The organism is Rhizobium sp. ZW T2_16, assembly GCF_044987325.1.
GTDB classification, from domain to species: domain Bacteria; phylum Pseudomonadota; class Alphaproteobacteria; order Rhizobiales; family Rhizobiaceae; genus Neorhizobium; species Neorhizobium cellulosilyticum.
Genome location: NZ_JBJDRG010000003.1, coordinates 244,412 through 262,177, shown reverse-complemented (window position 1 = coordinate 262,177; position 17,766 = coordinate 244,412). Strand labels below are relative to the sequence as shown.

General features: G+C 59.5%; 15 protein-coding genes. 10 read left to right on the top strand and 5 right to left on the bottom strand.

Going from position 1 to position 17,766, the window contains the following annotated elements:
• From ACI3K0_RS11170 to ACI3K0_RS11155, 4 genes are all read right to left on the bottom strand, one after another.
• Positions 1-252, bottom strand: coding sequence for a type II toxin-antitoxin system VapC family toxin (locus ACI3K0_RS11170; protein WP_343062451.1), 252 nt, complete (start codon positions 250-252; stop codon positions 1-3).
• Positions 253-254: 2 nt separating this feature from the next.
• Positions 255-389, bottom strand: a complete 135-nt coding sequence (locus tag ACI3K0_RS11165) for a hypothetical protein (RefSeq protein ID WP_343062455.1) — start codon at positions 387-389, stop codon at positions 255-257.
• Positions 386-598 (bottom strand): type II toxin-antitoxin system Phd/YefM family antitoxin, encoded by a 213-nt coding sequence (locus tag ACI3K0_RS11160; protein ID WP_246436066.1) that lies wholly within the window; start codon positions 596-598, stop codon positions 386-388. Before ACI3K0_RS11160 ends, ACI3K0_RS11165 begins: the two co-directional genes overlap by 4 nt.
• 112 nt (positions 599-710) lie before the next feature.
• Positions 711-2,996 carry an NADP-dependent malic enzyme gene (locus ACI3K0_RS11155; RefSeq protein ID WP_183823579.1) on the bottom strand — a complete coding sequence of 762 codons (2,286 nt, stop codon included), beginning with the start codon at positions 2,994-2,996 and terminating at the stop codon, positions 711-713.
• Positions 2,997-3,190: 194 nt separating this feature from the next.
• Between ACI3K0_RS11155 and mutS the strand changes: the two genes are divergently transcribed.
• The 7 genes from mutS (at position 3,191) to murJ (ending at position 14,664) form a co-directional block, all read left to right on the top strand.
• The gene (gene mutS / locus ACI3K0_RS11150) at positions 3,191-5,842 is read left to right on the top strand and encodes a DNA mismatch repair protein MutS (protein WP_394353668.1); all 2,652 of its coding nucleotides are present in this window, start codon (positions 3,191-3,193) and stop codon (positions 5,840-5,842) included.
• 131 nt (positions 5,843-5,973) lie between these two features.
• Positions 5,974-7,254 (top strand): RDD family protein, encoded by a 1,281-nt coding sequence (locus ACI3K0_RS11145; RefSeq protein WP_404945330.1) that lies wholly within the window; start codon positions 5,974-5,976, stop codon positions 7,252-7,254.
• 137 nt (positions 7,255-7,391) lie between these two features.
• Positions 7,392-7,874, top strand: a complete 483-nt coding sequence (gene greA / locus ACI3K0_RS11140; protein ID WP_183823573.1) for a transcription elongation factor GreA — start codon at positions 7,392-7,394, stop codon at positions 7,872-7,874.
• 149 nt (positions 7,875-8,023) lie between these two features.
• Positions 8,024-8,953 (top strand): MYG1 family protein, encoded by a 930-nt coding sequence (locus ACI3K0_RS11135; RefSeq protein ID WP_183823571.1) that lies wholly within the window; start codon positions 8,024-8,026, stop codon positions 8,951-8,953.
• Between the two features lie 135 nt (positions 8,954-9,088).
• Positions 9,089-10,099 (top strand): AraC family transcriptional regulator, encoded by a 1,011-nt coding sequence (locus ACI3K0_RS11130; protein ID WP_183823569.1) that lies wholly within the window; start codon positions 9,089-9,091, stop codon positions 10,097-10,099.
• Between the two features lie 160 nt (positions 10,100-10,259).
• Entirely contained in the window at positions 10,260-13,076 is a 2,817-nt protein-coding gene (locus ACI3K0_RS11125; protein ID WP_404945329.1) for a [protein-PII] uridylyltransferase, read from the top strand.
• A 13-nt stretch (positions 13,077-13,089) separates the two neighbouring features.
• Entirely contained in the window at positions 13,090-14,664 is a 1,575-nt protein-coding gene (gene murJ / locus ACI3K0_RS11120) for a murein biosynthesis integral membrane protein MurJ (RefSeq protein WP_404945328.1), read from the top strand.
• A gap of 12 nt (positions 14,665-14,676) precedes the next feature.
• Here murJ and ACI3K0_RS11115 read toward each other — a convergent pair whose 3' ends face one another.
• Positions 14,677-15,162: a DUF882 domain-containing protein gene (locus ACI3K0_RS11115; protein ID WP_148145984.1), complete on the bottom strand. Its 486-nt coding sequence runs from the start codon at positions 15,160-15,162 to the stop codon at positions 14,677-14,679.
• A 368-nt stretch (positions 15,163-15,530) separates the two neighbouring features.
• Here ACI3K0_RS11115 and ACI3K0_RS11110 point away from each other — a divergent pair, with 368 nt between their 5' ends.
• The 3 genes from ACI3K0_RS11110 to ACI3K0_RS11100 all read left to right on the top strand — a co-directional run bounded on the left by ACI3K0_RS11110 (position 15,531) and on the right by ACI3K0_RS11100 (position 17,742).
• Positions 15,531-15,929, top strand: coding sequence for a VOC family protein (locus tag ACI3K0_RS11110; RefSeq protein ID WP_183823565.1), 399 nt, complete (start codon positions 15,531-15,533; stop codon positions 15,927-15,929).
• Positions 15,930-16,074: 145 nt separating this feature from the next.
• Entirely contained in the window at positions 16,075-17,139 is a 1,065-nt protein-coding gene (gene trpS, locus ACI3K0_RS11105; protein WP_183823563.1) for a tryptophan--tRNA ligase, read from the top strand.
• Between the two features lie 111 nt (positions 17,140-17,250).
• A complete protein-coding gene (locus ACI3K0_RS11100; protein WP_148145981.1) occupies positions 17,251-17,742 on the top strand; it encodes a universal stress protein in 492 nt (163 codons plus the stop codon).
• The last annotated feature ends 24 nt before the right edge of the window (positions 17,743-17,766 follow it).

The following is a 17,766-nucleotide window of genomic DNA, read 5'->3' as shown; positions in this document are numbered from 1 at the left end:
TTATACAACGAGCCGTATCGGCCCGCTGTAACGGGCGATCGTCTCGTCGGAGGTGAGTAGAGGCATGCCTTCGGATTTGGCTTGCGCGATCAGGATCCGATCGAACGGATCCTTGTGGAGGTACGGAAGCGTTTCAAGCCCGAAGGCGTGGTCACCGGTTACCGGCAATTCTTGAAAACCGTTATCTAACAAAGCGCGGTGCAGTACACGTGGATGAACCGGAATATCTTCCCGGCCGTGTGCATGCTTAATGGTTAGTTCCCATATGCTGGCTGCACTGAAAAAAGCGTGTTGTCGGTATTTTCGACTAATGGTCTGGCCTGTGCGGCAAGTTTCGCACTCATCGCCGCAAGCCAGACCAGAATATGAGAGTCCAGCAACAGTTTCATTTATCTTCGCCGCAGAACATGTCTTCAATGTCTTTGGCGAACAGGGTGTCGAAATCATCCGGCACGGAAAACTGGCCATCGAGAAAGCCTATGTGGCGTTTCTTACTTGAGGCGCCTGCGGGAGCATCCTCCAGTGGACCGACCTTCACCATCGGCTTGCCCGCCTTGGCGATGACGAACCCTTCACCATTCGCAGCCTCTTCGACCAGCCGCTAAAGGTGTATCTTTGCTTCGTGAATATTGACCGTTTTCATGGTGGGTGCCTCGAGCGGACTTAGTTCACTGAACTTAGTCCGCTCGAACGGGCGTATCAAGAAATGCTTACGACCCTGCATTGTAGGCGGCGATCGCCGCCATGTTGACGATCTCGCTGTCCTTGGCACCCATTTGGGTGATCTGCACCGACTTGTCGAGACCGACGAGAAGCGGTCCGATCAGGGTTGATCCACCCAGTTCCTGCAGCATGCGCGTTGCAATCGAAGCCGAATGGATCGCCGGCATGACCAGCACATTTGCCGTGCCTGAAAGCCTGCAGAACGGGTACTGCTCCATGCGCGTTGCATTGAGCGCCACATCCGCAGCAATCTCGCCGTCATATTCGAAATCGACCCGGCGGCTATCGAGGATTTTTATAGCCTCGCGCACACGCTCGGAGCGTTCACCCACCGACTGGCCGAAGTTGGAATAGGCAAGCATCGCCACCCGTGGTTCGTAGCCCATGCGCCGGGCAACCCGTGCGGCCTCGGTGGCGATATCGGCAAGATCCTCCGCATTCGGCTGGTCATGCACGGCCGTGTCGGCAACGAAGATCGTCCGGCCGCGGGCAACGACGAGCGAGACCCCGATCACCCGGTGGCCGGGCTTGGTGGCGATACAGCGCCGCACGTCGGCAAGCGCAGAGGCATAGTTGCGGGTCGTGCCCGTCACCATTGCATCCGCATCGCCTACGGCGACCATCGTTGCCGCAAAATGATTGCGGTCATTGTTGATCAGGCGCTGCACGTCACGCAGCAGGTAGCCCTGACGCTGAAGCTTGGCATAGAGGTGATCGGTATAGGCTTCGGTCCGCTTCGAAATACGGGCGTTGACGATTTCGATGCCGGGTTGGTCGAGATCGATCCCCGCCTTCTCCGCCGTGGCGCGGATCACGTCATCTCGTCCGAGCAGGATGGCCGTGCCAAGCTCCTGGTTGCAGAAGGAAATCGCCGCCCGCATCACCTGCTCTTCTTCCGCTTCGGCAAAGACGACCCGCTTCGGAAAGCGCCGTACCCGGTCATAGATGCTCTGTGTCGTGGCCGCTATCGGATCGCGCCGCGCAGCAAGTTCGCGCCCGTAAGCCGCAATGTCGGTTATCTCGCGACGCGCCACGCCACTTTCCATCGCAGCCTGCGCAACCGCCATCGGAATGGCCGAGATCAGGCGGGGATCGAACGGGACGGGAATGATATACTGCGCGCCGAAACGCGGACGCACGCCCTGATAGGCAGCGGCCACATCGTCCGGCACGGCTTCGCGAGCGAGATTCGCAAGCGCCTGCGCTGCGGCGATCTTCATCGCGTCGTTGATCTGGCGGGCGCGAACATCGAGCGCGCCGCGGAAGATGTAAGGAAAGCCAAGCACATTGTTGACCTGGTTCGGATAGTCCGAGCGGCCGGTCGCCATGATCGCGTCGTCACGGATACGCGCCACTTCCTCAGGCGTGATTTCCGGATCCGGATTGGCCATGGCGAAGATGATCGGCTTAGGCGCCATGGAGCGGATCATCTCTTCGGTGAAGGCTCCCTTCTGCGACAGGCCGAAGACCACGTCAGCGCCATTCATCGCTTCTTCCAGTGAGCGGCGGTCCGTCTTGGCGGCATGCGCCGATTTCCACTGGTTCATGCCCTCCGTGCGGCCCTGATAGATCACGCCCTTGGTGTCGCATAGAATGATGTTCTCCGGCGCAAACCCCATCGCCTTGATAAGCTCGATACAGGCGATTGCGGCAGCACCGGCACCGTTGCAGACGAGTTTGGTGGTCTTTAGATCGCGACCGGTCAGCTTAAGCGCATTGATCAGGCCGGCAGCGGCGATGATTGCCGTGCCATGCTGGTCGTCATGGAAAACCGGGATATCCATCAGCTCGCGCAGCCGGCTTTCGATGATGAAACATTCTGGCGCCTTGATGTCTTCGAGATTGATGCCGCCGAAGGACGGGCCGAGATAACGCACGCAGTTGATGAACTCGTCGACATTCTCGGTGTCCACCTCAAGATCGATGGAATCGACATCGGCAAAGCGCTTGAACAGAACCGACTTGCCTTCCATGACCGGCTTGGATGCCAGCGCACCTAGATTGCCGAGGCCGAGGATTGCCGTGCCATTGGAGATGACGGCCACCATGTTGCCGCGGGTCGTGTAGTCATAGGCCTTGGCAGGATCGGCAGCGATCGCCAATACCGGAACCGCAACACCTGGCGAATAGGCAAGTGACAGGTCGCGTTGCGTGGCCATCGGCTTGGTCGGCGTGATTTCGAGCTTGCCGGGGCGCCCATCGGAGTGAAAATCGAGTGCTTCCTGCTCGGTTACCGATGTTCGCGTGCTTGCTGTCTTATCGTTCACGACCATATCCTCCAGCTTCCTGTGGGCAGCTTCGCCTGAAGCTGCTGCAAATGTTGTATTCAAAGGGGCTTCACCGATAGTGTCGCGACTTTCCATGCGCAATGAAAATCGGCCCAGTGACCCAGTTTGAACGTTTGTCCATCGACGCCCTGACCACCGACCAGCTCGCCTCGGAGGAAAGCCGTGCCACGGCCACCCCGATGATGGAGCAGTTCATCGAGATCAAGGCGAACAATCCCGGTTCGCTGCTCTTCTATCGCATGGGCGATTTCTACGAACTGTTTTTCCAGGATGCGATTGACGCATCCCGGGCGCTCGGCATCACGCTTACCCGGCGTGGTCAGCACATGGGCCAGGATATCCCCATGTGCGGTGTCCCTGTCCATGCGGCGGATGACTATCTGCAGAAACTGATTTCGCTCGGTTTCCGCGTCGCCGTCTGCGAGCAGGTGGAAGATCCGGCGGAGGCGAAGAAGCGCGGCTCGAAATCGGTGGTGAAACGCGATGTCGTGCGCCTCGTCACGCCGGGCACGATCACGGAAGAAAAGCTGCTTGTCGCCTCGGAATCGAACTATCTGATGACGCTTGCTCGCATCAAGGGCGGCGCCGAGCCGGCGATGGCACTTGCCTGGATCGACATCTCCACTGGCGTCTTCCGCCTTGCGGAAACAGAGCCGTCGCGCCTGCTTGCCGATATCCTGCGCATAGAGCCGCGCGAACTGATCATGCCGGATACGATGTTTCACGATCCGGAGCTGAAACCGGTCTTTGATGTGCTCGGCCGCGTCGCCGTGCCGCAGCCTTCGGTTCTGTTCGACAGCGCCACGTCCGAAGGCCGCATCGCTCGTTATTTCGGTGTCACGACGCTCGATGGTTTCGGCACTTTTTCCCGTGCCGAATTCGCCGCCGCCGCGGCCGCCATCGCCTATGTCGAAAAGACCCAGATTTCCGAGCGCCCGCCGCTCGGGCGGCCGGAACGCGAAAGCGGCGCCTCGACGCTGTTCATCGATCCCGCCACCCGCGGCAATCTCGAGCTGACGAAGACGCTTTCGGGTGAGCGCGAGGGAACACTGCTGAAGGCCATCGACCGCACCGTTACCGGCGGCGGAGCCCGGCTTCTTGCCGAGCGGCTGATGTCGCCACTGACCGATCCGGAGCGCATCAATCTCCGGCTCGATTCCATCTCCTTTCTGCTGGAAGAGCCGTCGCTCTGCTCCGACCTGCGCACATCGCTGAAGCACGTGCCGGATATGCCCCGCGCGCTCTCGCGTCTTGCGCTCGACCGTGGCGGCCCGCGTGATCTCGGCGCAATCCTGACCGGTCTGGAAGCCGCGCGCGGGGTGGCGGCCTTTCTTGATGGATCAATGCTTCCGGAAGAACTGTCCGATGCGCTGGTCGATCTGAAGGCGTTGCCGGTTACGGTTCAATCCCTGCTCGGCAACATGCTGGCGGAAGACCTGCCGCTTCTGAAGCGTGACGGGGGATTCCTGGCTGATGGCGCCAATGCTGAACTGGATGAGGTTCGTGCCCTGCGCGACCAGTCCCGCAAGGTGATCGCCGGCCTGCAGCTGCAATATGCCGACGAAACCGGCATCAAGTCGCTGAAGATCAAGCACAACAACGTGCTTGGTTATTTCATCGAAGTCACTGCCGGCAATGCCGGCCCGATGACCGATACGCCGGAAGCAAAGGCGCGTTTCATCCATCGTCAGACAATGGCGAATGCGATGCGTTTCACCACGACCGAGCTTGCCGATCTCGAAAGCCGCATTGCCAACGCCGCCGACAAGGCGCTGACGATCGAACTCGAAGCCTTCGACCGCATGGTCGCCGCCGTTACCACGGAAGCAGAGGCGATCAAGGCCGGTGCCCGCGCGCTGTCGATCATCGATGTCGCCGGCGGTCTTGCCATGCTCGCCGAGGAATGGAATTACCGCCGCCCGATCGTTGATGACAGCCGAATGTTTGCGATCGAGGGGGGCCGCCATCCGGTTGTCGAGCAGGCGCTTCGCCGCCAGTCGTCGGGCCCGTTCATCGCCAACGAATGCGATCTGTCACCGAAAAATGGTGGCGAATTCGGCGCGCTCTGGCTGCTCACCGGCCCGAACATGGGCGGTAAATCGACCTTCCTCCGCCAGAATGCGCTGATCGCCATTCTTGCCCAGATGGGTTCTTTCGTGCCGGCTTCCGCCGCCCATATCGGCGTGGTCGACCGGCTGTTCTCGCGCGTCGGCGCGTCTGATGATCTTGCCCGCGGCCGCTCCACCTTCATGGTCGAGATGGTCGAAACGGCGGCCATCCTTAATCAGGCAACCGACCGTTCTCTGGTCATCCTCGACGAGATCGGCCGTGGAACCGCGACCTTCGACGGCCTGTCGATCGCCTGGGCTTCCGTCGAGCACCTGCATGAAGGCAATCGTTGCCGCGGCCTGTTCGCTACCCACTTCCACGAACTGACCGTGCTTTCGGAAAAACTCGGTCGTCTTTCCAACGCCACGATGAAGGTGAAGGAATGGGATGGCGAGGTAATCTTCCTGCACGAGGTCGGCCCAGGTGCTGCCGATCGTTCCTACGGCATCCAGGTCGCCCGCCTTGCTGGCCTTCCCGATAGCGTGGTGAGCCGCGCCCGGGACGTGCTGACCAAGCTGGAAGATTCCGACCGCAAGAACCCGGCAAGCCAGCTGATCGACGATCTGCCGCTTTTCCAGGTCGCGGTGCGCAAGGAAGAAAAGCGCGGTGGATCTTCCAAGGTCGAAGAAGCGTTGAAGGCCATCAACCCGGATGACATGAGCCCGCGTGAGGCGCTCGAAGCGCTTTATGCGCTCAAGAAGCAAGCCGGTGCGAAAACCTGATTTGGTTTTCGCACCGCTGCAGGATGGCAAAAAGCGTTTGTTCGGTCACCCCTGATACAACTTGGCATTTGCATCGTGTTCATCTGCTCCTGTAGCCTCGCCCGCGGGGAAACGGGATATGACTGATTTAAATGACCTATTGGTATTATAAGCTTGGCCGGAAACAGGGTGGTCCTGTTTCCGCTGAAGACCTCGGCGTGCTCGCCCGAAAAGGCACGATAAAGCCGGAAACACTACTCTGGCACCCCGGCCTTGCAGATTGGGTCAATGCCTCGGAAGCCTCCGAACTGAGCCTTTGTTTTGAGAGCGACATGTTGGACAAGGAATCAGATCCCTTGCCCGATCCGACGATTGCAGGGCCATGGCCGCGCTTTTGGGCGCGCCTTGCGGACGAAATGATAATCGGGGCGGTAGTAGGATTGCCTTTCGGCTATTTAATCCGGCCACACCTGCCTGAGATTGGCGTAAATTTCCCGGCAGCCGACAACCTTCTGACCATCGTGATGCTTGCTGCCATCACCAGCATCGTTTTGTGGGGGGCGATGACATTGTTTGGCACTACCCCCGGCAAACTGGTTGCGGGGCTCAGGGTGGAAAACAGATCCGGCATGCCGGATTGGCAGTTCTATATGACGCGGGAATTCAGGATCTGGTTCTTTGTCAACACCGTCGGCGTTCCTTATCTTTCAATCATTCCCTGCATCCTGCAATACCGTCGCATCACCAAGGGAAGACCTGCCTGGTATGACGAAGGCGCAGCCATTGTCCGCGGAAAAGGCAGGCTCTCTCGCTCTGCTGCCGCAGCCGCAACTGCTGCAGTCACATTCATGCTGACCGTAATGGCGATCGGCTACATGAACATGCTGCGCGCAGAAGAGCGCATGGCCTCCAGTTATCGGTATTGGGAAAATCCCGCCACGGGCAAAAAGGCGGATCTCTGGTCCACTTGGGTCTTTGGAGAAATCAAAGCCGACAGCGGCAAGCTCTATCACTTCACATCTGACAAACTGACGTCCGAAATTCTGTTTGGTTATGAGCCGATGGATCAGCCATCGGTCGATGCGGTTGCTTACGGTGAGGCGCTGCAAAGCGTGATTGCCGAAGACATTTCCGTCAACGGCAAATGGGAACCGTTCAAGCTGAATGGTTTCGATGCAGCACGCGTCACCGGCATTGAGCCGAAGTTGAAGGATGTCAACGTTGAACTGACTGTCGTTATCGTCGGTCGGAGCGCCTGGCGAATGCTTCTGTTCGTGGAAGGTAGGCCTTTGACCAAACTCGCGATCAGGGAGGTTCTCATTCATTCGCTTCTGTCGACAGCAAAGGACATAAATGTCCCGGCGAGCATGCCCTGTGACGACGAAACCTGCTTTTCCGCGCTGCTGTCAATCGTCCGGTTTGCCCCCTCATGAGATGAGGTCTCGCCGACGAGTGGGTTTTTCCGAATGAGATGGTACTTGCAGATACTCTCATCTATTGTGTAGTGGCTGTGAAAAACGCTGAAGCCACTGTCAGGCGGTGGCTGATACGGGTGCAGAGGAGTTCACGCGTGAGCGTTGCCTTCATGAAGGAAGAAAGTGCCGAAACGGCCGCCGAAACGGTGCTGCCTGACCGGCCGATATCAACCCATCCGAACCTCGTGACGGAAACCGGGCTGAAGGCGCTTGAGCTTCAGCTGCAGGCCGCCCGCGATGCCTATGAGGCGACGAACGGGTTGGATGACATCAATGAGCGGCGACGCCAGGCGGCGGGTCCGGCGCGCGACATCCGGTATTTCGCGGAACGGGTCCACACGGCCCAACTCGTCCCGGCGTCTGCATCGAATGCTACAGTCTCTTTCGGCAGCACGGTTACATTCAGCCGCGATGATGGCCGCGAGCAGACCTACCGCATCGTCGGCGAAGACGAGGCCGATCCCAAGGCTGGAACGATCTCCTATGTGTCGCCGGTCGCACGCGCGCTCAACGGCAAGTCCTTAGGCGATCTGGTGACGGTCGGTCATCAGGAACTCGAAATCATCGCGATTTCGTAATCAGCTTTGCCAATCATGGTGCTGCCGTGCTTGTGAAGACCTGCGACTGCGGCTATCTGGTGCGTTTCCTAGAGCAATTCCAGCAGAAGTGGGAACCGGTTTTGCGTCCGGAATTGCGATGAAACAAACCAACAAAGGCGCATTCCGGCATGAAACCAGATTATCTCGTCACCCATTCCGGTGGCTTCCATGCCGATGAACTTCTCTCCAGCGTCATCCTGACCCGGCTTTTTCCCGAGGCAAAAATCGTCCGCAGCCGCGCGCCGGAGTGGATCACGCCCGGCAGCGATCGCATCATCTATGATGTCGGCGGCGCTTATGATGCCGAAAAACAGATCTTCGATCACCACCAGCGCGGCGCGCCGCTGCGCGAGGACGAGGCGCCCTACAGCTCCTTCGGCCTGATCTGGAAGCATTATGGTCGCGACTATCTTGCCGCCATGAATATCCCGACCGCCCATGTCGATGCCCTGCACGCCTCCTTCGACAAGAGTTTCGTCCTGCCGATAGACCTGATGGACAATGGTGCGCTCAGCCCGTCCAGCGCCGGTCCTCTTGCCGGCCTCACCCTGTCGAGCCTGCTCGAAACGCTCAAACCCAACTTCGACGACAAGGAGCAGGGTGCCGATGATCGCGCTTTTCATGCAGCGCTCGCCATCGCCCGTGCCTTTGTCGAGGCTGGTATCGGCAAGCGCGCCGCCAAGTTGCGTGCCGAAACGCTCGTCCTTGAAGCGATCGCCGAGGCTGGCGAGGGTCGCGTGCTTGAGCTTCCCATGGGCATGCCCTTCCGCCCGGCAATCGTGAAGGCCGGTGCCGATCACCTTCTTTTCGTCGTCCATCCGCGCGACGGCAAGGACTGGTGCGTTACCGGCATCCGTAAGGCGGATGACGGGTTCGAACTGCGCGCCGATCTGCCGAAATCCTGGGCGGGCCTGACGAACGGTGATCTCGAAGCCGCTTCCGGCGTCAAGGGCGCCACTTTCTGCCATAACGGTCGCTTCATCGCAGCAGCCACCAGCCGCGAGGCAGCCCTTGCCATGGCGGAGATTGCCGTAAAGGAAGCCTTGGCATCGGCCTGAACCGCCAAGACTGGCGAAGCCGGGTTCGGGCTACCTGCTATTGCGGGTAGCGCGATCTCCCTTTCGGGTCCGAAGATGATATAGATTGTCGTAGAATTTTCTTCAGGCTTTTCTGAGCGCCATCGGGATCGTCCATTGCTCGCCATACCGTTACCCTTCATTGCCGGATTGATCTTCGCACTGGTTCTTCATCACAGCCTCAAGGGCGTGGAAGCGCCTGGAAGTCGCCGGTATTTCGTGGCTTTCCTGATCCTTTATGCGTTGCAGGGCGTGGTCGTCGGCCTGCATTTCGGCTACGGCGTCAAGGCGCTTGCGCCGATCCAGCCGATTACCGCCTCCGTGATGCCGCCACTCGCCTTCCTGGCATTTCGTGGCCTGACGGATGAGACGATACCCAAACCCTGGATCCATCTATGGGCACCGGCTTCCATCGCGCTTTCGGTCGCCTTTATGCAGGTGCTGGTCGATCCGCTGCTGCTTGTGATCTTCCTCGTTTACGGCACTGCCATCTGGCGTCTGGCGCGAACCAGCGATGACGAGGTGATGGCGGAGGCGAGCCTTCAGCGCATGCGTCCGGCTTTGCGCGCCGCGCGTCTGACCGCGATCCTGATGTTCTTCTTCGCCCTGAGCGATGTTGCCGTGGCCGTCTATGCGGGTGTCGCCGGTGCAGAAGGAGTTCCGTTTGCGGTGGCGATCATGAACATCGTCGCGCTTGCGGCAACAGGTATTTATTACCTCCTGCCCGATCCGGACCGCACCGCGGTTTCTCCCAAAGCATCGGCTTTGCCCGATCCGGCAGATGCAGCAATCGTCGAGCGCGTCACAGCGGCTCTTGGCGAAGGCGAACTCTACAGGGATGAAAATCTCAGCCTCGCGAAAATCTCCCGCAAGGCGAAAATTCCGGCGCGCGACCTGTCTTCCGCCATTAACCGTGCCACAGGTCTCAACGTCTCCCAGTTCGTCAACAACCGTCGTGTCGGCGAAGCCTGCCGCCTGCTGGATGAAACAAAACAATCGGCGACGGCAATCATGCTCGACGTCGGATTCTCGACAAAATCGAACTTTAACCGGGAGTTTCGTCGCGCAACGGGCATGAGCCCGCGCCAGTGGCGCGCAAGGTCGAAAGTCGAAACAACCGGCTCTTGAACTTCATGCTGCAAGGCAACAACTTGGAAACGACCTACTGCCATAATCGGTGGTCAAGGTGACCAGAATTCGTTAGAGCAACACCACCAAAATCGGGAGCCGGTTTTGCGCCCGGAAATGCTCTGGAGCCGACCGGCAAACTGGCATCGGCAGGGATGATATGGCCAGACACGAAATCAATTTCTCCGAACTTCTCGATGTAGATGCCCTGAAGGCCGAATGCTGCGCGGTGATGAAGACGGCCCGTCCGCTTCTGGAGCTGAGGTCGGCGCTTCTGCCCATCATGCGCCGTGCCAGCAACGAGGGCCGCCAGAAGGCGCGCGAACTTCTGGTAAAGGACGGCAGCGGGCTCAATTGCGCCGAGCGGATTTCCTGGGTTCAGGACCAGATCATCTGCATTCTGCATGAGATGGTGGCAGCCGCCGTACACCCTGAAGGCAAGGACATCACGATCGCTGCTGTCGGTGGCTACGGCCGCGCTACGCTCGCGCCCGGATCGGATATCGATCTTCTGTTCCTGCTGCCGGCGAAAAACTCCGACGAGATGCGCAAGGCCGTCGAGTTCCTGCTCTATATTCTCTGGGATATGGGTTTCAAGGTCGGCCACGCGACCCGCACGGTCGAAGAATGCATCCGCCTTTCCAAGACGGATATGACCATCCGCACCGCAATCCTCGAAAGCCGCCTGATCTGCGGTTGCGCAACCCTGTTTGCAGATCTGGAGACCCGTTTCGACCATGAGGTCGTGGCCGATACCGGTGCCGAATTCGTCAGCGCCAAGCTTGCCGAGCGCGATCAGCGCCACCAGAAGTCCGGCGACACCCGTTATCTGGTTGAACCGAACGTCAAGGAAGGCAAGGGCGGCCTGCGCGACCTCCATACGCTATTCTGGATCGCCAAATATTACTACCGCGTCAAGGATGCCGCCGAACTGGTCAAGCTCGGCGTGTTCTCTCGTGGCGAATTCCGGCTGTTCGAAAAAGCGGACGATTTTCTCTGGGCGGTTCGCTGCCACATGCACTTCCTGACCGGAAAGTCGGAGGAGCGCCTGTCCTTCGATATCCAGCGCGATATCGCCTCGGCCCTCGGTTATCATACGCGTCCCGGCCTTTCCGCCGTCGAGCGTTTCATGAAGCACTATTTTCTGGTCGCCAAGGATGTCGGCGATCTCACACGTATCTTCTGCGCGGCACTGGAAGAACAGCAGGCCAAGGCCGCGCCGGGGCTTGCCAATCGCGTCATCTCGCGTTTCACCCACCGTTTGCACAAGATCCCCGGCACCACGGATTTCGTCACCGACCGTGGCCGCATCACGCTCGCTTCGCCGGATGTCTTCACCCGCGATCCGGTCAACATCATCCGCTTCTTCCATGTTGCGGATATCCATCAGCTCGAACTGCATCCGGATGCGCTGAAGCGTATGACCCGCTCGCTGACGCTGATCGACAACAGCCTGCGTGAAAACGAGGAAGCCAACCGGCTGTTTCTCTCGATCCTGACCTCGCGCCGCGATCCGGCGTTGATGCTGCGCCGCATGAACGAGGCCGGTGTACTCGGCCGCTTCATCCCCGAATTCGGCAAGGTCGTGGCGATGATGCAGTTCAACATGTATCACCACTATACGGTTGATGAGCATCTGATCCGTTCTGTTGAAGCTCTCTCGGAGATTGACAAGGGCGAGATGCAGGAAGCGCATCCGCTTGCCACCAAGATCATGCCCGGCATCGAAGAGCGCGAGGCCCTTTATGTCGCCGTGCTTTTCCATGATGTCGCCAAGGGCCGTCAGGAGGATCATTCGATCGCCGGCGCCCGCATGGCCCGCAAACTTTGCCCGAGACTCGGCCTGAACCACAAGCAGACCGAAATTGTCGTCTGGCTGATCGAGCAGCATCTCGTCATGTCGATGACCGCGCAGACCCGCGACCTGCATGACCGCAAGACGATCAGCGATTTTGCCGCTGTCGTGCAGTCCATGGACCGGCTTAAACTGCTGCTCGTCCTGACGATCTGCGACACGCGCGCCGTTGGTCCCGGCGTATGGAACGGCTGGAAGGGCCAGCTTCTGCGCACCCTTTATTACGAAACCGAGATCCTGCTCTCCGGCGGCTTTTCCGACCTGCCGCGCCGCGAGCGCGCGACTGTCGCCGAAGAGGCGCTTTTCGATGCGCTGTCGTCCTGGGACGGGAAGGAGCGGAAGACCTATTCGTCGCTCCATTATCAGCCCTATCTCTTGGCCGTTTCGCTGAACGATCAGGTTCGCCACGCGACCTTCATCCGCGATACCGATCGCGCCGGCCATGCGCTTGCAACCATGGTCCGTACCGATGCCTTCCGGGCAATCACCGAGATCACCGTACTCGCGCCCGACCATCCGCGCCTTCTGTCGATCATTGCAGGCGCCTGTGCTGCTGCCGGCGCCAACATCGTTGATGCGCAGATCTTCACGACTGGCGACGGCCGTGCCCTCGATACGATCCTGATCAACCGGGAATTTGCGGTAGACGAGGATGAACTCCGCCGTGCCGGCACGATCGGCCGGATGATCGAGGATGTGCTTTCGGGCAAGCGCCGCCTGCCGGAAGTCATCGCCACCCGCGCCAAGACCCGCAAGAAGACCAAGGCCTTTGACATCCCGCCTTCGGTCACCATTTCGAACGGCCTCTCTAACAAGTTCACCGTCATCGAGATCGAGTGCCTCGACCGTACAGGTCTTCTGGCGGATATCACCGCCGGCCTTGCCGACCTGTCGCTGGACATCCAGTCTGCCCGCATCACCACATTCGGCGAAAAGGTCATCGATACCTTCTACGTCACCGATCTGGTCGGTCAGAAAGTCACCAATGACAACCGCCAGAACACCATCTCTGCCCGGCTGTGGTCGGTCATGACCGACCAGGAAGAAGAAGCGAAGAAGAACCCGACACCGGCACCGGCCACAGAAGAACAGCCGCCGCGCAAGAGCAAGGCGCGCGCGTGACGGATATTCGACCATGAGCCTCGTCAAGAAATTCGCGACCGTCGGCGGCGCGACGCTCGGCAGCCGCATCTTCGGCTTCGCCCGTGAGACGGCGATGGCGGCAGCGCTGGGAACGGGGCCGATGGCCGACGTCTTTTACGCCGCCTTCCGTTTTCCGAACCTGTTTCGCCGGCTGTTTGCCGAAGGCGCCTTCAACGCCGCCTTCGTGCCGCTGTTTTCGAAAGAAATCGAGGCCAACGGTGTCGAGGGCGCCAAGCGCTTTTCGGAAGAGGTCTTCGGGGTGCTCTTTTCGGCGCTCCTCCTCATAACCATTGTCATGGAACTCGCCATGCCATGGCTGGTGCGTTTCATCATTGCGCCGGGTTTTGCCGACGACGCCGAAAAGATGTCGCTGACCATCCGCATGGCCGCAGTCATGTTCCCCTATCTCATGTGCATGTCGCTGACGGCGATGATGAGCGGAATGCTGAATTCGCTGCATCATTTCTTCGCAGCGGCAATTGCGCCCGTTTTTCTGAACGTGGTGATGATCGCCGCTCTGGTCTACGGCCTTTGGATCGGTGCGGAGCCCCAGCTGATCGCCTGGTATCTCTCCTGGAGCGTGCTGGTAGCGGGCGTTCTACAGCTTGCTGTGGTTTATATCGGTGTGCGCCATGCGGGCATCAATATCGGCTTTCGCCGCCCGCGCATGACACCGAACGTCAAGCGGCTTTTATGGCTGGCGGTTCCGGCTGCGATTACCGGTGGCGTTACCCAGATCAACCAGATCATTGGTCAGGCGATCGCCTCCGGCAAGGAAGGCGCGATCGCGGCTCTTCAATATGCCGACCGTATCTACCAACTGCCACTCGGCGTGGTAGGCGTGGCTGTCGGTGTCGTTCTTTTGCCGGAACTGTCGCGAGCGCTCAAAGGCGGCAAGATGAAGGAAGCGGCCGGCATCCAGAACCGCTCCATCGAATTCGTCCTCTTCTTGACGCTCCCCGCTGCTGTCGGTCTCTGGGTCCTGTCGGATGCGATCATCCGCGTACTCTACGAACGCGGGGCGTTCTCCGCCGAAAATACTTCGGTCGTTGCCGGCATTCTGGCGATCTATGGCCTCGGCCTTCCGGGTTTCGTGCTCATCAAGGCGCTGCAGCCGGGCTTTTATGCACGCGAGGATACCAAGACGCCGATGCGCATCACTATGCTTGCCGTCGTGGTGAATTCAGCGCTGGCGATTTCGCTTTTCCCGATCCTTGCCGAGCGCGGCATCGCCACAGCGGAAGCGGCAGCCGGCTGGCTTAACACTGTGCTGTTGTTCACGATCCTGGTCTGGCGCGGCGATCTCGTCTGGGAATGGCAGCTCGCCAGGCGCACGGTTCTGTTGATCGTCTCGGCAGGCGTGATGGCGGCAGCGCTTACCTACGCCTTGCCCTATGCCGGATCATGGTTGGCGCCGGGCGCTCATCTGCTAAGCCAGGTCACGGCCCTTGGCGCTTTGATTGCGCTGGCAATGGTCGTCTATTTCGGCGTCGCCTTCCTCATCGGCGGGGCCGATCTCGGCATGATCCGCCGGAGCTTGAAGCGCAAGCCAAAGGCGTCGTCTTAAAGAATGCCGCGATCACGTATCGCGGCTCTTCGACTTCGGCTTCAGGTTGGCAAGGCTGCCCTTACCCTTCTTGCCACAGTGCGCCCAAGTACGGCTTGGGCCGATATCGACATGCACGATGCCGTTGCAGTAACGGCCGATGCCGCCAATGCCCGGCGCGGTGCGGGCTGCTGCCAGGATACGTTTTTCGGAGACACCCGGCACGCGGATGTCAGCGGCGAAACAGCGGCTATGTTGCGACTTGCCCGAACGCGGGCGATGACCTGACGTGACCATCGGCTTCTTGCCGGTCTGCTTGGCGATATGGGCAAGGATCGCTTCCAGCTTGTCGGGAAAACAGCCGGTACGGACACTGACACGTTGTACCGTGTAGAAAGCGGAGTAATCGTGCTGAATTGCTGTGCTGCGGCGTTTGTCGTTCTTGCCTGCTGCCTCGGCGTTTACGTTCATACTGAATGCCAATAGGCAGGCCAGCGCGACGCGAGAAAAGATGCGCATGGTTGTCCCCTAAGAAAAGACCAGTCGTCATGACGATCGACTTCGTCGTAGCGGGGTATTTCATTCTGAAAAGTGACGTGAATAAGGTGGGATTTACCTCGAATTGAGATTAATAGGTCATGAATCTTAATATTCATTAACCAATTGCAGTCTTGATGTTTGTTATAGTTGTTCGGGGAGCGCCAAAACTTCGTTATAAAACTGTTACATAGCGGCACTCCGAGCTTCTGTAGCAACGTCCTCGAAGTTGATTGTCAAAACCCCCAAAAAAATTGGGGTCCGAGGCATAAAATTGCGAAAAATTCCCTTAATGGTTGCTATGGCCCATGATTTTAGCCAGATCACTACGCGAAACTCAGGAGCCGCCCATGCCAGTCCGATCACTTTTTCTCGTGACCTTGGTGGTCGATGACTTCGATCGGGCGAGGTCTTTCTACTGTGGTGACCTTGGCTTTGACTGCGTGGAGGATACGTCCCTTGCCGATGGTAAGCGCTGGCTTGTGGTAAAGCCGAAGGGCGATGAGGGTGCGGCTCTGCTTCTCGCTCAGGCCGCGGATGACAGGCAACTGGCCGCGATCGGCAACCAGGCCGGAGGGCGGGTCGGCTTCTTCCTGAAAACCGATGACTTTGCCCGCGACCACGCGGCAATGCGTGCCCGCGGCGTCAAATTCATGGAGGAACCGCGCCGTGAGGTTTACGGCACGGTAGCCGTGTTTGCCGATCCCTACGGCAACACCTGGGATTTGATTGAGCATGCTCCGCGCTGAGGCCTTGATTTTGCACCGCCCGACGTGCTTAGAGCGCGGCGTTAGCTACATGGCCCGCGGGGCGCGATTGCCGGAGACGTTCAAACCTGCCGGGAGCGCGTAACCTTGAGGCCTGAGGCCTTCCAACCGCCTATTCGAGGACATCATGAACACCTTCAAGCCGCTCGTTTTCTCCGGCGTTCAGCCGACCGGCAATCTCCATCTCGGCAATTATCTCGGCGCGATCCGCAAATTCGTGGCGCTGCAGGAAAACAACGACTGCATCTATTGTGTCGTTGACCTGCATGCGATCACTGCGCAACTTGTGCATGACGACCTGCGCGGCCAGATCCGCTCGATCGCCGCAGCCTTCATCGCTTCCGGTATCGATCCGGTGAAGCACATCGTCTTCAACCAGTCGGCCGTGCCGCAGCACGCCGAGCTAGCCTGGGTGTTCAACTGCGTTGCCCGTATCGGCTGGATGAACCGCATGACGCAGTTCAAGGACAAGGCCGGCAAGGACCGCGAAAACGCCTCGCTCGGCCTGCTCGCCTATCCGAGCCTGATGGCGGCCGACATTCTCGTTTACCGCGCCACCCATGTTCCGGTCGGCGACGACCAGAAGCAGCACCTGGAACTCGCCCGCGATATTGCCCAGAAGTTCAACATCGACTTCCAGGACAAGATCCGTGCGACGGGAACCGGCGTCGACATGGTCGTCGGCGAAGAGCCCATCCATGGTTATTTCCCGTTGGTAGAGCCGCTGATCGATGGTCCGGCCCCGCGCGTCATGTCGCTGCGTGACGGCACCAAGAAGATGTCGAAGTCCGATCCGTCGGATCTGTCGCGCATCAACCTGATGGACGATGCCGACGATATCGCCAAGAAGATCCGCAAGGCCAAGACCGACCCGGAAGGCCTGCCGAGCGAAATCGAAGGCCTGGCCGGCCGCCCGGAAGCCGACAATCTCGTCGGCATCTATGCTGCCCTTGCCGATCGCACCAAGGCTGACGTCTTGGCCGAATTCGGCGGCCAGCAGTTCTCCGTCTTCAAGCCGGCGCTTGCCGAACTGGCGGTCGAGGTTCTGGCTCCGATCGGCGCCGAGATGCGCCGCCTGCTCGACGACACCACGCATATCGACGCAATCCTCAAGGATGGCGGCGAGCGCGCCGGGGCACGTGCACAAAAGGTCATGGACGAAGTCTTCGACATCATCGGCTTCCTGCGCTGATTTTTGAGGCGGCATGAACAGGCAAACCCGTCGCGTGAAGCGGCGGGTTTTCATTTTTACACGTTGGTATAAGGTCCGCGGCGAGACTGCTTCGGCAACACAGGGGGCGTTATGGTTTCCAAGAGACTTTCGCGGCTTGAAGGCCACAGGCGCAAGTTCATGGCGGTCATCGACGGCACGCCGGAATGCGAAAAAGCGGTCCATTATGCCGGCCGCCGCGCCAAGAATACCAATGGCGGTCTGGTTCTCCTCTATGTCATTCCCGAAGGCGATTTCCAGCAATGGCTGGGTGTCGAGCAGATCATGCGCGCCGAAGCGATGGAAGAGGCCGAAGCGGTAATGGCGAAGGCCGCCCACCGGGTGCGTGAAACAATCGGCATCGACCCGGAAATCGTCATCCGCGAGGGCAGCGCTCCCGAACAGATCAACGGACTGGTCGAGGAAGACCGCGATATCGCGATCCTCGTGCTCGCAGCAGGTTCGGCGAAGGAAGGCCCGGGACCGCTGGTCTCCGCAGTCGCCGGTCGCGGTGCAGCCTTCCCAATCCCGGTCACGGTACTTCCCGACACGCTCTCGGACGAGGAAATCGACTCGCTGGCGTGATCTCACTATTGACCATGAGCGGAC

Bases quoted from the DNA above. Each gene is read 5' to 3' on its own strand.
- ACI3K0_RS11115 (WP_148145984.1), bottom strand. From the start codon at position 15,162: ATGCGCATCTTTTCTCGCGTCGCGCTGGCCTGCCTATTGGCATTCAGT.
- ACI3K0_RS11125 (WP_404945329.1), top strand. From the start codon at position 10,260: ATGGCCAGACACGAAATCAATTTCTCCGAACTTCTCGATGTAGATGCC.
- ACI3K0_RS11100 (WP_148145981.1), top strand. From the start codon at position 17,251: ATGGTTTCCAAGAGACTTTCGCGGCTTGAAGGCCACAGGCGCAAGTTC.
- ACI3K0_RS11165 (WP_343062455.1), bottom strand. From the start codon at position 389: ATGAAACTGTTGCTGGACTCTCATATTCTGGTCTGGCTTGCGGCGATG.
- mutS (WP_394353668.1), top strand. From the start codon at position 3,191: ATGATGGAGCAGTTCATCGAGATCAAGGCGAACAATCCCGGTTCGCTG.
- ACI3K0_RS11135 (WP_183823571.1), top strand. From the start codon at position 8,024: ATGAAACCAGATTATCTCGTCACCCATTCCGGTGGCTTCCATGCCGAT.
- murJ (WP_404945328.1), top strand. From the start codon at position 13,090: ATGAGCCTCGTCAAGAAATTCGCGACCGTCGGCGGCGCGACGCTCGGC.
- ACI3K0_RS11145 (WP_404945330.1), top strand. From the start codon at position 5,974: ATGACCTATTGGTATTATAAGCTTGGCCGGAAACAGGGTGGTCCTGTT.
- trpS (WP_183823563.1), top strand. From the start codon at position 16,075: ATGAACACCTTCAAGCCGCTCGTTTTCTCCGGCGTTCAGCCGACCGGC.
- ACI3K0_RS11110 (WP_183823565.1), top strand. From the start codon at position 15,531: ATGCCAGTCCGATCACTTTTTCTCGTGACCTTGGTGGTCGATGACTTC.
- ACI3K0_RS11155 (WP_183823579.1), bottom strand. From the start codon at position 2,996: ATGGTCGTGAACGATAAGACAGCAAGCACGCGAACATCGGTAACCGAG.